General features: G+C 61.1%; 15 protein-coding genes. 8 read left to right on the top strand and 7 right to left on the bottom strand.

The window, feature by feature from the left end; all coding sequences use genetic code 11:
* Positions 1 to 103 precede the first annotated feature (103 nt).
* The 3 genes from NKJ11_RS18755 (at position 104) to NKJ11_RS18745 (ending at position 2,259) form a co-directional block, all read left to right on the top strand.
* Entirely contained in the window at positions 104 to 790 is a 687-nt protein-coding gene (locus NKJ11_RS18755; RefSeq protein ID WP_023811958.1) for a TetR/AcrR family transcriptional regulator C-terminal domain-containing protein, read from the top strand.
* 307 nt (positions 791 to 1,097) lie between these two features.
* Positions 1,098 to 2,069 carry an SDR family oxidoreductase gene (locus tag NKJ11_RS18750; protein WP_023811959.1) on the top strand — a complete coding sequence of 324 codons (972 nt, stop codon included), beginning with the start codon at positions 1,098 to 1,100 and terminating at the stop codon, positions 2,067 to 2,069.
* Positions 2,070 to 2,109: 40 nt separating this feature from the next.
* The gene (locus tag NKJ11_RS18745; RefSeq protein ID WP_023811960.1) at positions 2,110 to 2,259 is read left to right on the top strand and encodes a hypothetical protein; all 150 of its coding nucleotides are present in this window, start codon (positions 2,110 to 2,112) and stop codon (positions 2,257 to 2,259) included.
* Between the two features lie 60 nt (positions 2,260 to 2,319).
* On the opposite strand, the gene NKJ11_RS18740 is transcribed toward NKJ11_RS18745, so the two are convergent.
* The gene (locus NKJ11_RS18740) at positions 2,320 to 2,826 is read right to left on the bottom strand and encodes a YciE/YciF ferroxidase family protein (RefSeq protein ID WP_023811961.1); all 507 of its coding nucleotides are present in this window, start codon (positions 2,824 to 2,826) and stop codon (positions 2,320 to 2,322) included.
* A gap of 230 nt (positions 2,827 to 3,056) precedes the next feature.
* Here NKJ11_RS18740 and NKJ11_RS18735 point away from each other — a divergent pair, with 230 nt between their 5' ends.
* The gene (locus NKJ11_RS18735) at positions 3,057 to 4,766 is read left to right on the top strand and encodes an HAD family hydrolase (protein WP_352793923.1); all 1,710 of its coding nucleotides are present in this window, start codon (positions 3,057 to 3,059) and stop codon (positions 4,764 to 4,766) included.
* 52 nt (positions 4,767 to 4,818) lie between these two features.
* Here NKJ11_RS18735 and NKJ11_RS18730 read toward each other — a convergent pair whose 3' ends face one another.
* The 4 genes from NKJ11_RS18730 to NKJ11_RS18715 are packed head-to-tail and all read right to left on the bottom strand — an operon-like array spanning position 4,819 to position 9,171.
* A complete protein-coding gene (locus NKJ11_RS18730; protein ID WP_352751005.1) occupies positions 4,819 to 5,268 on the bottom strand; it encodes a RidA family protein in 450 nt (149 codons plus the stop codon).
* A 23-nt stretch (positions 5,269 to 5,291) separates the two neighbouring features.
* Complete coding sequence (locus NKJ11_RS18725; RefSeq protein ID WP_352751007.1) at positions 5,292 to 7,571, bottom strand: xanthine dehydrogenase family protein molybdopterin-binding subunit; 2,280 nt, start codon at positions 7,569 to 7,571, stop codon at positions 5,292 to 5,294.
* Between the two features lie 3 nt (positions 7,572 to 7,574).
* Positions 7,575 to 8,597 (bottom strand): FAD binding domain-containing protein, encoded by a 1,023-nt coding sequence (locus tag NKJ11_RS18720; protein ID WP_352441507.1) that lies wholly within the window; start codon positions 8,595 to 8,597, stop codon positions 7,575 to 7,577.
* Position 8,598: 1 nt separating this feature from the next.
* The gene (locus tag NKJ11_RS18715; RefSeq protein ID WP_352441559.1) at positions 8,599 to 9,171 is read right to left on the bottom strand and encodes a (2Fe-2S)-binding protein; all 573 of its coding nucleotides are present in this window, start codon (positions 9,169 to 9,171) and stop codon (positions 8,599 to 8,601) included.
* Positions 9,172 to 9,380: 209 nt separating this feature from the next.
* Between NKJ11_RS18715 and NKJ11_RS18710 the strand changes: the two genes are divergently transcribed.
* The 3 genes from NKJ11_RS18710 to NKJ11_RS18700 all read left to right on the top strand — a co-directional run bounded on the left by NKJ11_RS18710 (position 9,381) and on the right by NKJ11_RS18700 (position 10,515).
* Positions 9,381 to 9,551 (top strand): hypothetical protein, encoded by a 171-nt coding sequence (locus tag NKJ11_RS18710; protein ID WP_023811966.1) that lies wholly within the window; start codon positions 9,381 to 9,383, stop codon positions 9,549 to 9,551.
* A gap of 162 nt (positions 9,552 to 9,713) precedes the next feature.
* Positions 9,714 to 10,031 (top strand): hypothetical protein, encoded by a 318-nt coding sequence (locus NKJ11_RS18705; protein WP_023811967.1) that lies wholly within the window; start codon positions 9,714 to 9,716, stop codon positions 10,029 to 10,031.
* Between the two features lie 40 nt (positions 10,032 to 10,071).
* Positions 10,072 to 10,515 (top strand): PPC domain-containing DNA-binding protein, encoded by a 444-nt coding sequence (locus NKJ11_RS18700; protein ID WP_352751010.1) that lies wholly within the window; start codon positions 10,072 to 10,074, stop codon positions 10,513 to 10,515.
* 22 nt (positions 10,516 to 10,537) lie between these two features.
* Here NKJ11_RS18700 and NKJ11_RS18695 read toward each other — a convergent pair whose 3' ends face one another.
* Together NKJ11_RS18695 and NKJ11_RS18690 are read right to left on the bottom strand one after the other, a co-directional pair.
* Entirely contained in the window at positions 10,538 to 11,812 is a 1,275-nt protein-coding gene (locus tag NKJ11_RS18695) for a DUF763 domain-containing protein (protein WP_352721427.1), read from the bottom strand.
* 101 nt (positions 11,813 to 11,913) lie between these two features.
* Positions 11,914 to 12,522 carry a cysteine hydrolase family protein gene (locus NKJ11_RS18690; RefSeq protein ID WP_127294539.1) on the bottom strand — a complete coding sequence of 203 codons (609 nt, stop codon included), beginning with the start codon at positions 12,520 to 12,522 and terminating at the stop codon, positions 11,914 to 11,916.
* A 202-nt stretch (positions 12,523 to 12,724) separates the two neighbouring features.
* Between NKJ11_RS18690 and NKJ11_RS18685 the strand changes: the two genes are divergently transcribed.
* Positions 12,725 to 13,120, top strand: a complete 396-nt coding sequence (locus NKJ11_RS18685; protein ID WP_352441508.1) for a GFA family protein — start codon at positions 12,725 to 12,727, stop codon at positions 13,118 to 13,120.
* Position 13,121 lies beyond the last annotated feature (1 nt).

Genomic DNA, 13,121 nt, shown 5'->3' with positions numbered 1-13,121 from the left:
GATGTACGAGTCATCGTATGGTACATCGTACTAGTCAAGCGATCAGCGTCGACATTCCTGACGGTGCCTGCCAAAATCGACGTTCGGCCAGCAAGGAAGACAGATGGCAGCCAAACCCCGCAGTGCCAGCAAACGATCGCAACGGACAAAGCTTCAACCCATCCAGGAGGCGAGCAGCGAGCCGCCGCTGTCTCGAGAGCGTATCGTGGCGATCGCCGTGGAACTGCTGGACGCCCAGGGCATAGACGGATTGACAATGCGTCGGCTGGCCGATCGCCTCGGCTCGGGTGTGATGAGCCTGTATTGGCACGTTGACAACAAGGAGGATGTCTTTGATCTAGCACTCGATTCGGTGCTCGAACATCGCGGATCGCCTGAAACAGGTGAGTCTCCGGACTGGCGTGGAGACGTCGTTCATATGCTCGAAGACTGGCGCGCCAGAATGTTGCGCCATCCTTGGTCGGCATCGCTGTTGCCGCGCCGGGCGCTCGGCCCGAACATTCTCAGCCGCCTGGAAATGTTGAGCAAGACCTTGTCCAGAGCCGGTGTTGCCGACGCGAATCTGAACGCCGCGATATGGTCGCTCTGGAATTATGTGATGGGCGCCACCCTCACCCGGGCAAGCTTCGACCTCTCGGAAGAAGACAGGGCAGCCGCACAGCAGCGTCTTACACACCTCAGCGAACACTACCCGACAATCGAACGCTCTCGTCTGCTGTTGGACAACGATTGGGATGGCGCCTTCCGAAAAGGCCTCGACTTCCTGCTCGATGGGCTGTCGCCAAGATAGAATTCCGGCGGCTACGCCCGGAGTAGACCGGATGGCGCTGCTTTGCCAGTTTGACGCAATAGCTTCCCAATCCACATCATCACGTTTGGCTCGCCGCCAAGGCGGCGCAGGCAGCGGGCAAGCCCCGGTGCTCGATCCCATCGCGGCGGTGGCTGGCGCGGCTGCATTGCAGCTGAATTGGTGCAGCTGGCGATGTCGTCGTTACGCGTTGCCAAACGCTGGCCGGAATCCTCTCGGCAAGTCGATCTTTTGCGCAAACCTTTTTGCCTGACATGCGTTGTTTCCTCTCCAAGCCAAGGAGACGATCATGCAGATGAAGTCGGAAATAGCCGGTGAAGCGGCCAAGCAGCGCCATATCCAACGTGGCGTCGATGCCAAGGACAAATCGAAAGGCGGTGGGAAGCAGCAAGGCGCCATGCAGGCTGGCGCCCGTGAATATCCCGAGCCCCCCTTCCCCGAGCAACATCAGCCCAAACCGGGGCACGAATGGGCGCTAGAGCCGGAGCCGCTGTACGATGCGCCGTACTATCTCGGATCGAAAAAACTCGACCAAAAGGTAGCACTCATCACGGGCGGCGATTCCGGCATCGGCCGCTCGGTGGCGGTGTTGTTCGCCCGCGAGGGCGCCGACGTCGCGATCGTCTATCTGGCCGAGGACAAGGATGCTGAAGAGACCAAATCAGCGGTGGAAAAGGAGGGACGACGCTGCATCCTGGTCAAGGCCGATGTCAGCGAACGCAGCCACTGCCACAAGGCGGTCATGGAGACCGTTGAAAAATTCGGTCGCATCGACGTGCTGGTCAACAACGCTGCGTTCCAGATCCATTCCAGCGATTTCGGCGAGCTGACCGAAGAACATTTCGACACGACGCTGAAGACCAATCTTTACGGCTATTTTCATATGGCGCAGGAAGCGGTGCCGCACATGAAGCCAGGTTCGGCGATCATCAACACCGGTTCGGTAACCGGTATCGACGGTTCAAAACAACTGGTCGACTATTCGATGACCAAGGGCGGCATCCATGCCTTCACGCGGGCCCTGTCGGGCAATCTCATCGGCAAGGGCATAAGGGTGAATGCGGTCGCACCGGGTCCGGTGTGGACGCCGCTCAATCCGTCGGACAAGGAAGCCGACGACGTCTCGAAATTCGGCGCGGACACGCCAATGAAACGACCCGCGCAACCGGAAGAACTCGCGCCGGCCTATGTGTTCCTCGCTTCGCCGCATTGCTCGAGCTACATCACCGGCGAAATCTTGCCGGTCGTCGGAGGGTACTGAGGATGGCCGGAATGAAATCCATGAGCAAGGAGTAGGATGGATGGGCCGTCTGCTTTTCATGGTGGCGCTCACTTGTGTAGCGTACCGCATCTACACGGAAATCGCAGGATCTGCTCGGCATGCGCCGCAGGATGACGATGAGGCGCTGCGCAAGCAATCAACGGCCTTGGGCGTCGACCCGTCTCGCTGACGGAGTGGAAACCTGCCAGCAATCCGGCCGGCCGAGTTACCAGCCGGCCGGATTGCAGCCCTATTCGGCTGCCTGCAGGTTGATCTTGCTTTCCGCCATTTCGGTGAGCTTGCGATCGGTCGCCTGTTCTTCCCTCAGGTTCTTGGCCAGCACATTGGCGCAGTCGGTGCGGCCGAGTTGCTTGGCCCAGGCGATGAGCGTCCCGTAGCGGGTCATCTCATAGTGTTCGACGGCCTGCGCCGAAGCAATCAGCGCCGCGTCGAGAACCTCCTTGTCATCGACGTCACCGCTCACATCGTCGGCCTCCTCGAGAATACCGTCGATTGCCGGACAGTTGACCTCCTTGGCCTTGACGCCATGCAACTCAAACACCTGTTCGACGCGCTCGATATGGCCTCTCGTCTGGTCGAGGTGTTTTTCAAATCCGGCTTTCAATTGCGGGTCGGTTGCCTTGTCGATCATCTTCGGCAGCGCCTTCTCGATCTGCTTTTCGGCGTAATAGATGTCGCGCAGCGTGTGCACGAAGAGATCGTCGAGTGTCTTGATGTCCTTCGAAAAGAAGCCCATGGCCTTACCTTTCATTGCGCTTGGTGTGGATTTCGGCGACGGGGTTTGCACGCCGCCAGCAAAGACCGGGACGGTTCCCGGCTTGTCTGGTCAACGTACCGGCACCGAAGGAGTTCCTGATTTCCGAGGGCGAACCGCCCCTCCTCCACCTACGATCCGGTCGGTGGGGAGCCTTTGTCTCGATCACACGTTCTAGCCACAGGGCAACCGGAACGAGAAGGGTCGGCGGAATGTATTTCATTGCATTGGCGGCAGACTATGACGGCACGCTGGCTCATGATGGGATCGTCGCCAAGAAGACGCTCGCCGCGCTTGAGCGGTTCAAGAAAAGCGGCCGCAAGCTGGTTCTCGTCACCGGGCGTGAACTGCCCGATCTCAAGCGCGTCTTTCCCGAGCTTAGCCTCTTCGACAAGGTCGTCGCTGAGAATGGCGCGATGATCTACACGCCGGCCAGCGAGGAAGAGCGGGTGATCGCCCCATCGCCCGAGCCCAAATTCGTCGCCAGATTGAAGCGGCAGGGCGTCAAGCCGCTTTCGGTCGGGCGATCGATCGTCGCGACCTGGGAACCCCATCAGGCGACCGTGCTCGATATCATCAAGAAGATGGGTCTCGAACTGGAAATCATCTTCAACAAGGGCGCGGTGATGATCCTGCCGAGCGGCATCAACAAAGCCACCGGGCTCGCTGCGGCCCTTCAGGACCTTCGACTTTCGCCGCACAACGTCGTCGGCGTCGGCGACGCCGAGAACGACCACGCGTTCCTGCAAGCCTGTGGCTGCAGCGCCGCCGTCGACAATGCAATTCCGGCGGTCAAGGATACAGCCAACCTGGTCATGCGTGGCGCCCGCGGCAAGGGCGTGGAGCAATTGATCGCAAAGCTGATAAAGCGTGATCACGCGATAGTGCCGAAGCGCCATGACGGCATCGTTCTTGGGTCGTCTGGCGGCGATGATGTCTACCTGTCGCCGAGCGACACGATCCTCATTGCCGGGAGTTCCGGCATTGGTAAATCCACCTTGGCCACCGCGCTGACGGAACGCTTCGTCGAAAGTGGTTTTCAGTTCTGCGTCTTCGATCCCGAAGGCGACTATGACGGCCTCGAAGGCGCCGTTCGCCTGGGAGACGGCTCAAGCGCGCCGACAAAGGCGCAGGTGCTGGATCTGATCGCCAAGGCCGACAGCAACATTGTCGTCAACGGATTGGCCCTGCGCGTCGACGAGAGGCCGGATTTCTTTGCCGACCTGCTGCCTGGCCTGAGCAGTTTCCGCCGGCGCACCGCGAGACCGCACTGGCTCGTCATCGATGAAGCGCACCATCTTCTGCCCAAGCGGCGCGACGATACGCGGGCGGTCCTTTCATTGGAATTGCCGGGCACAATCTTGATCACCGTTCACCCCGAGGCGATCTCGACAGACGCCTTGCGCCTTGTGACAGCCATCATTGCGCTTGGCCCCAAGGCGAAGGACGTGGTGAAGGTCTTCTGCAAGGAGACTGGCATTGAGCCGCCAAAGGACATCCCCAGCCCCAAGGGCGCGCGCGTGCTGTTCTGGCGGCCGCAGGCGGGCAAGAAAGTCAAGACGGTCAAGGTGGTGGAACCACGTCAGTCACTCAAGCGGCACAGCCGGAAATATGCCGAAGGCCAGCTCGACGAAGCCGGCAGCTTCTATTTCCATGGCCCTGACAATGCGATGAACCTCAGGGCTCACAATCTGATGATCTTCGCTCAGATCGCCGAGGGCATAGACGACAAGACTTGGGAGTTTCACTTGCGCACCGGCGACTATTCCAAATGGTTTCGACAGCAGATCAGGGACAAGGACCTGGCGCGCGAAACCGCCGAGGCGGAAGAGGACAAGACCCTGTCGGCGCAGGAGAGCCGCAAGCGGGTGCTTGACGCTGTGCGCCGACGTTACACGGCTCCGGCCACAGCCCCGGAGTGACACTCGAGAGCCAAGGCAACTAAGCTATCGCTGCACGCGAAAACTTTTTCAGTCAGGCAACGCCGCCACCGCGACAATCGATGTCGGCTTGCGCAAGCGCTGCAATCCCGATCACCTCGGAGGGCGGCGGGTTGTTATAGCTGCAGTGCTTCGCGCAATGCTCGGCAAAGAACTCGTCCCGTACGTCGAGACGAAAATTGGGTGAACTTAGAACGCCGCCATCGGGAAATGGCCCCTTGATGAAGAAGGTCAGCCGGATGAGATAGTCGAGCGCGCTGCCGAGTTCTTCCAGATCTGATTTGATGTTCGCCAAAATTGCGCGCCACTGTGCCGCCGCATCGCCAGGGAAGCCCCCTCCTCTCTTTCCGGCAGGATCGTAATTTTCGGCGGTTGCCGTATTGCCGCAGAGGTAGACAAATCCCTTTGCTCCGGTGATGACCGTGCCTTTTCCCCACGGCATCAACCTGCCGTTTTTGAATTTCCTATGGGTTACGAGTTCCATGCTCCGTCCAGAGCTCTTGATCGTCAGCCTATCAAATCATCTATTCTGATCGGCAGATCGCGAATGCGCTTGCCGGTGGCATGATAGACGGCACTCGCCACGGCAGCAGCCGTTCCGACATTGCCGAGTTCGCCCAAGCCCTTGACGCCGGCAGGATTGACCTGGTGGTCGATTTCGGGGACCAGGATAACGTCGACCTGTTTGATGTCGGCGTTGACCGGCACGAGATAGTCCTGCAGGTCGCGATTCACGTAGCGCGCGTGTCGCTGATCGATTTCGGTGGCCTCGTGCAACGCTTGGCCAATGCCCCAGATCATGCCACCCATCAGCTGGCTGCGCGCGGTGCGCGTGTTCATGATGCGCCCGGCAGCGAAGGCTCCGACCATGCGCGGCACCCGGATTTCGCGTGTATAGCTGTTGATGCGCACTTCGACGAACTCGGCGCCAAACGCATATTTGACCGAATCTTCGTCGTTCTCTCCACCATGAAACTCCGATTGTCCGGCATAGAGTTTCCTCAGGGCTTCAGGCGAAGAACCCTTCGGCGCAAACTCGGCATATTCTTCGATGGCGCCGACTTGCATGGCCTTGAAGACATCGGCCAGCTTGGCGGACTTGCCGGTCTCGGTGACGACCTCTTCGTCCTTCAAATCCAGCTTCGCATTGGCCGAACCTGCCAGCGGAGCCCCCTTGCCCGCAGCGGCGGCAAACAGTTTTTCGCGTATCGCGTCGCAGGCTTTCATGACCGCGGAGCAGACGCTGGCGGTCGAGATCGATCCGCCCGACACGGGAGCCGGCGGCAAGGCACTGTCGCCCATCTCCACGCTGATCTTGTCCATGCCGACCCCCAGCCTTTCGGCCGCCATTTGGCCGGCGATGGTGCGAACGCCGGTGCCAATTTCATGGGAGCCGCACTGGACCCGAACCTCGCCATCCGCGGTGAGACGAACCCGGGCCGCGCAAGGTGCGGCGGCAGTCGGATAGATTGCCGTCGCACAGCCCATTCCGACCAGCCAATCGCCGTCGCGCATCGAGCCGACCCTGGGATCGCGCTTCGACCAGCCAAAGGCCTCGGACGCCTGGTCGTAGCACTTGATGAGTGAGCGGCTGGAAAATGGCTTGCCTCCGATCGGCTCCTTCTCCGGTTCATTGATGCGACGAAACTCGACAGGATCCATACCGACGGCCACGGCCATTTCGTCCATGGCGTTTTCCAGCGCGTAGACATAAGGCGTCTCCGGCGGCGATCGCATGTAGCCAGGCGTGTTGCGGTCGGCATGAACCAGCGAAACATGCGTCAGAACGGAGCCGTAATCGTACATGCGCGCGGTGGCGGACGTGCCGCCGACGACATAAGGGTCCGGGCGTGACGTCACCTCCCAGGCCTCATGTCCGAACGCCGTGATGCGGCCGTCCTTGCCGGCGCCCATGCGGATCCGATGCCGCGTTTCGGCGCGATAGGTCTGCGTACCGAAGGCTTGCATGCGATTGACGACGCAGCGAACCGGCCGGCCGATGCGCCGCGCCGCGACGGCAACGATAGCAGTGCGTGCCGTCATCGGCCCCTTGGAGCCGAAGGCGCCGCCGATATAGGGACTGACGATCCGCACATTGGCCGGATCGAGCTTCAGTTGGCGTGCCAGTTCCACCTTCCAGCCCGTAACGTTTTGACTGGGTTCGTGTATCGTCAACTGGTCGCCCTGCCATATGGCGGTGGTCGAAAACAGCTCGATCGGATTATGATGCTGGGTCGGCGTCGAATATTTTTCGTCGATCTTCACCGTCGCATCCGCCCAAGCGGCGTCGAAGTCACCGGCCTTCGCATCCTCCTTGAACATCGGGCTTTTGCCGGCAGCCGGTTCCATCTTCACGCCCTTGGAATCAAAGCTGGCGCTGGGCCGTTCGTCCTCATAGTCGGCGCGGACCAACATCGCTGCCTCCTCCGCCGCCTCGAAGGTTTCAGCGACCACCAGAGCGATGATCTGACCATCGTGAAAAACCGTCTTGTCGTGCAAGGGCCCAATCGAACTTGCACCGGTGTTGCCGAATTTCGGCATGTCGGTCTTGTCCAGATCGCCATAGGTGACGATGTCCAGCACACCGGGTACGGCATTGGCGTCTTTCGTGTGAAGTTCGGAAACCTTGCCCCGGGCAATGCTGCTGGTGGCAAGGGCACCGTAGGCGACGTTGGCCGTAACGATGTCGGCGGGATAGCCGGCCTGTCCGGTAACTTTTAGCCGGGCGTCAATGCGAACAACGGGATCGCCCTGGTTTTCCCTTGGAGCGGGTGCAGCTTGGTTCATGGCTCAGCCCTTCATATCCCGGGTTTCGAGCAGCGCCCGCACCAGCGTGCGCTTGCCGAGCGGTATCTTGAATGCGTTATGCTCGCGCGGTCTGGCATCGGCGAAAGCAGCCTCGGCGGCCTCCTGCGCCGTGGCTTCGTCAAGCACTTTGCCCTGTAGCGCGTCCTCTGCTTCGCGCGCACGCCACGGCACCGTCGCCACTCCGCCAAGCGCAATGCGCGCACTCCTTACCGTCTCGCCATCCATGTCGAGCGCGACAGCCGCGGACGCCAGCGCAAACGCGTAGGATTCGCGATCGCGTATCTTCAGATAGCGCGACCGGCTGCTCCACTGTGCCAGCGGCACTTCGATGGCGGTAATGAGCTCGTCGGCGGCCAGATCCGTCTCGATGTCGGGCGTTTCGCCCGGCCGTTTATGCAGCTTGGCAAAAGTGAGCGTGCGCCTTCCCCGCGGACCTTCGACATCGACGGTGGCGTCCAGCGCAACCAGCGCCTGCGCGAAATCGCCGTGATACGTGGCAATACAGGCATCGCTCGTACCCAGCACGGCATGCTGGCGATTGGACCCTTCCATCGCAGCGCAGCCGGAGCCCGGTTCGCGCTTGTTGCACGGCCAAGATATCTCTCGAAAATACTCGCAGCGCGTACGTTGCAGCACATTGCCGCCCAGGCTCGCCATGTTGCGAAGCTGACCGCTGGCAGCGAATTTCAAGCTGTCGGCGAGGACCGGGCAACGGCGCCTGACATCATTGTTGTCGGCTGCTTCACCCATACGGACCAGCGCACCAAACCGGATCTTATCATCGTCTATCCTGATCTGCCGCAAGGCCGGCTCGGCAAGAGTGTTGAGGTCGAGCAGTCGCTCCGGCCGCGCGACACCGAGCTTCATGTAGTCGGCCAGATTGGTGCCGCCGACGATGAACTGCGTGTCGGCGCCGGTTGGCGGAACATGCACGGCATCGGGACGGGACGCCATGGCGATTGCCGTGGAGACGCTGGTTGGTCTTTCATATACGAACGGGCGCATCCTAAGCCCTCCTGGTCTCGTCGCGTGCCTGAACGATCGCCGCAACGATGTTGGGATAGGCCGCGCAGCGACATAGATTGCCGCTCATATATTCGCGAATATCATCTTCCGATCCAGCATGGCCTTCGTTGATGCAACCGATGGCGGACATGATCTGACCCGGTGTGCAATAGCCGCATTGAAAGGCATCGTGGTCGACGAAGGCCTGCTGGACCGGATGCAGTTCCCCGTCCGCCGAAGCCAGGCCTTCCACCGTTGTGATCTCCCGGCCCTGGTTCATGACGGCAAAGCTCAAGCACGACAGTACCCGCTTTCCGTCGATCAGCACCGTGCAGGCACCACACTGACCGTGATCGCAACCTTTCTTGGTGCCGGTCAGGCCGACATGGTCGCGCAGCGCGTCAAGCAGGCTGGTTCGATTGTCGAGCGCGAGGTTGTAGGTCTGCTTGTTGATACGCATCGAAACCGCCGACAAATCGCGCGGTTCGGCCGGTTTTGCGGACGCGGGCTGGGCAGCTCTCGTTGGGGAATTCACAAGCGGCATCACCGCCGCCGCCGAAACAGAGGCCGTCATGAACATGCGTCTGCTCAAGCCGCTGGAAATTTTGGCATCGGACATGGCTGGCTCCGGGCTGGCTGGGTCTCAAGCGGCCCAAACCACTCGCGGAGGGCAAAGTTCCCTCCTCACGAGCCTGTGATCCTTTTTCTGCTGGCCGGATCGATGCAATCGGAACCTCCCCGGTCAAGCGATGGTTGTGTGCCAAGAGCCGGAAGGAGGCGATCATGAGCGATGGTCGGCATGGCAAGGACGGCGACAATGGACCTGTATTCTCTGCGGAGCAGGCGAGACAAGGCGAGATCATCCTGCGAACGCGCACCCGTCGGGTCATCTTCATAGCCGGCTTGGTCGGTGTCGTGATCCTGGCCCTCGTCGTGAGGTTGGCAATCGGCTGAACCAATTCCCCTCGCCTGCTGCTGCGCTCTCCCCGGCCCGAAAAGCGTTAGCCTGCGCGCGGCGGTGTTTGGCCATGCCGGGCGATGGCATTGGCTACGCGAACTTCTGTTGGAACCAGCGCGTCAAATCGACGTTCAGCCCTTATTCAATAGGAGCAGGCCATGCCACGAGGCGACAAATCGAAATACACTGACAAGCAGGAGCGTAAGGCCGACCACATTGCCGAAGGCTACGAGAAGCGCGGGGTTTCGGACAAGGAAGCAGAGCGGCGTGCATGGGCTACCGTCAACAAGGACGATGGCGGTGGCAAGAAGGAAGGCGGTTCGGGCCGCGGCAAACACACGGGCCATCTCGCGGCGCACAAAGGCGGTAAAAGCGGCGGCAAGGCATCGGCATCACGGTCTGCCGCAAGCCGATCCGAATCGGCAAAGAAAGCTGCAGCGACCCGCAAGCGCAATGCGGAACACCGCGCCCATTGATCTTGGCGACGGCCTTGGGCCGAACGATGGAAGCACAGGGATGAAATCTCAGCTCGTCAATGAGATCGGCGGACAACGGACATTCGTCGTGGTGCTCGACCCAGGCGAAGAAGCGTTCGCGGCACTGACCGCCTTCGCGGTCGACCAGGAGATCGGCAGTGCGTCCTTGACCGCCATAGGGGCTTTCGAAAAAGCCACCGTGGGCTGGTTTGATCCGACCGCGAAGACCTACCGCAAAATCCCCATCGGCGAACAGTGCGAGGTTCTGAGCGCGATCGGCGATGTTGCACTGGGTGATGATGACAAGCCCAGCCTGCACGTCCATGCGGTGCTTGGATTGAGCGACGGCACCACCCGGGGTGGACATCTGCTTGACGGCATGGTTCGACCAACGCTCGAAATCACCCTGGTGGAAGCGCCCGGTCATCTGCGCCGCAGCAAGCGTCCGGACCTCGGTGTCGCGCTGATCGATCTGGCCGACTGATCTACAGCCCTCTGTCTCGTTCTCACGCTTTCTTGCTCCGCTCAGCAGGTGCTGTGTCCGGCGCAGCTTCCCACCCGAACACGCTGCGCCCGCCAAGCAGATGCGATTGGTCGAATTCTCCCGCGACAATTTCCTTCAGGCTGGGGCCGGTCACGTATCGCTCGACTTGCCGCGACTGATCGTCGAGCCGCCTCAAGGCGCCGATTTCTTCATCGCGACCGAGCTTTGCCTTCTGCACGGCCGACTTCAGAACCCCGATCGTCTCGTCATAGACCTTCAGCGGTACCGGAAATGGATGCCTGTCCTTGCCGCCATGCGCCAGCGAGAAGCGGCCGGGATCGGAAAAACGGCAAGGAGCGCCATGCACCACCTCGGCAACGAGGGCCAGCGCGCGCACTGTGCGTGCGCCGACGCCGGGGACCAGAAGGAGCTCGGCGAAATCGGTGGGACCGCGGTCCGCGGCGGCTGCGATATTGCCGTGTAGGCGATGCATGACGACATCGCTTTCGCGAACGTCATGGTGGGCCGGCATGACCAAATGCGGCAGCAGCGGTTGTTCCGGTTCCTGCCGGCGCGTCGGCTCCGCGCCACGCTCCAATGCCGCCAGCTCGCCCAGGATGCGATCCGGTCCGAGATCCTGCAAAAGGTCAAGTTGCCCTTGGCGGGACGCCTCGGCACGCCGGTCGGTCAGGTTGACGATCTCGCCTTGATTGGCCCCTTCGATGGCGGCATGCGGCTGGTCGACAAAACTCTTCAGGCCTTCGGAAAGCCAATGGTAGCGGCGCGCCACCTTGCTGTCGCCGTTCATACCTTGCTGCACCACAACCCAGTGACCGTCATCGGCGACGATAAAGCCATGCAGATAGAGATCGAAACCGTCCTGGACGGCGGCGCTGTCGACCTTGGCGACCAGCCGGCTGGCGGTTGCCAGGCCCGCTCCGTCGAAGCCGACGCGTTGGCCGATGGCTTCCAGCTCATGCGGGGTTTTGCGCGAATGCGCGCCGCGACCACCGCAGACATGAATGCCGAGCTCGCCGGAAAGCGGCGTGAGGCCACGCTTCAAAGCGCCCACGACGCTGGTCGTGATTCCTGACGAGTGCCAATCCATGCCCATGACAGCACCAAAGGACTGGAACCAGAATGGATGCGCCAGCCGCCGCAGCAGCTCGTCTCGACCATAGTGATGAATGATCGCCTCGCACATCACAGCGCCAAGACGCGTCATGCGGTCGCCGAGCCATTTTGGCACGCGCCCGCCATGGAGTGGAAGATCAGCACTTCCCGATCGTTGCGTCACGTCCTGCTACCTGTTCTGGTGTCCGTCATTCTCTTAACAGATAGGCAGCCCAACCGCGCAAGGAAGCATGGACACTCCCACCCGGGCCGGGTTAGCGGACGTCAAGTCCAGTTCGAGAGAACCGTTTCCATCTCAACCGTCTCGACCTGCTGCGCGAAACGTTGGTGGTAAACGGTCAGCAGTGCGTCATGGGTTGCGTCGGAAGAACTGCACAGCGCGTCCGTGACGAGAACCACGCGATAGCCGAAATCGATGGCCCCGAGCACCGTGGCCAGAACGCAAACATCCGTTTCGCCGCCGGTGATGACCAGCGTATCGATGCCGCGCTCCACCAGGAGCGCTCTGAGACGCCCTTCGAACCAGGGCGAGTAGATGTGCTTGTCGACGATCGCCGCTGGCGGACAGTAGCCGGCTAAAGACGGCAACAGTTCGGTCATTTCGGGCCCGATCGTCTCGATCGTCAGGGAAGCCCAGCGCTCATAATAGCGCTTCCATGTGCCGACGCCCTGCCCCGGCTTCCCGGCGGGCAGGAAGCGTGTAAAGACCGTCTGTGGCGCGCGTCTTTCGACCAGCCTCTCGATCTGCGGGAGAACCCGGGTGATCCAGGGTGTTGCCCATTCGGACGGCTCTGCAAACAGCCGCTGCATATCCACGCAGATATGCATGCATCGATCGCCGAGAGGACCGTATGCCAGCCCCGGCATCGACATCAGCGCTTCTCCGACCGACGATGCATTTTCCCTGTTTCCTCCCGTTGTCGGCAAAGACACGCAACGCCGCGCGCAAGCACTGGTTCCTGAGATAGCCACAGGAACCGACGTAAATGGCTGGCGTTTCCGCTGAGATGAATGGAGGTGCTCGCATGAGACCGCGCGAGAGGCGTTGGAGCGGCAAGTCAGCCGGGGCGCCAAAATGGAACTGAGCGGAGGATGTCTCTGCGGCACGATCCGCTTCCGCGTTGGAAGCGAACCGAGAGTGCATTACTGCCATTGTGATATGTGCCGGCGAGCGACCGGCAGTGCGTTCGCGGTTCTGGCCTGGGTGCCTTCCCAAAGCGTGAACTGGACCAATGCGACGCCGACCTATCGCAGGTCTTCGCCGATTGCCTGCAGGGGGTTCTGCTCCGCCTGCGGATCGCCCCTCAGCCTTGCCTATGACGCATCGCCCGGAGAGATCGCGCTGCATATCGGAACGTTCGACGATCCGGCTCGCCTGGAACCGCGCTACAACTATGGATCGAGGCAGCGACTTGGCTGGGTTTGCTGCGGAATAGACCTGCCGCACCACGACACCGAGGAGCGATGGTGAA

Origin of the sequence: Mesorhizobium sp. M0243, assembly GCF_040321775.1 — a bacterium.
In the GTDB taxonomy this organism is placed as follows: domain Bacteria; phylum Pseudomonadota; class Alphaproteobacteria; order Rhizobiales; family Rhizobiaceae; genus Mesorhizobium.
This window is presented reverse-complemented; position numbering and strand designations above follow the sequence as displayed.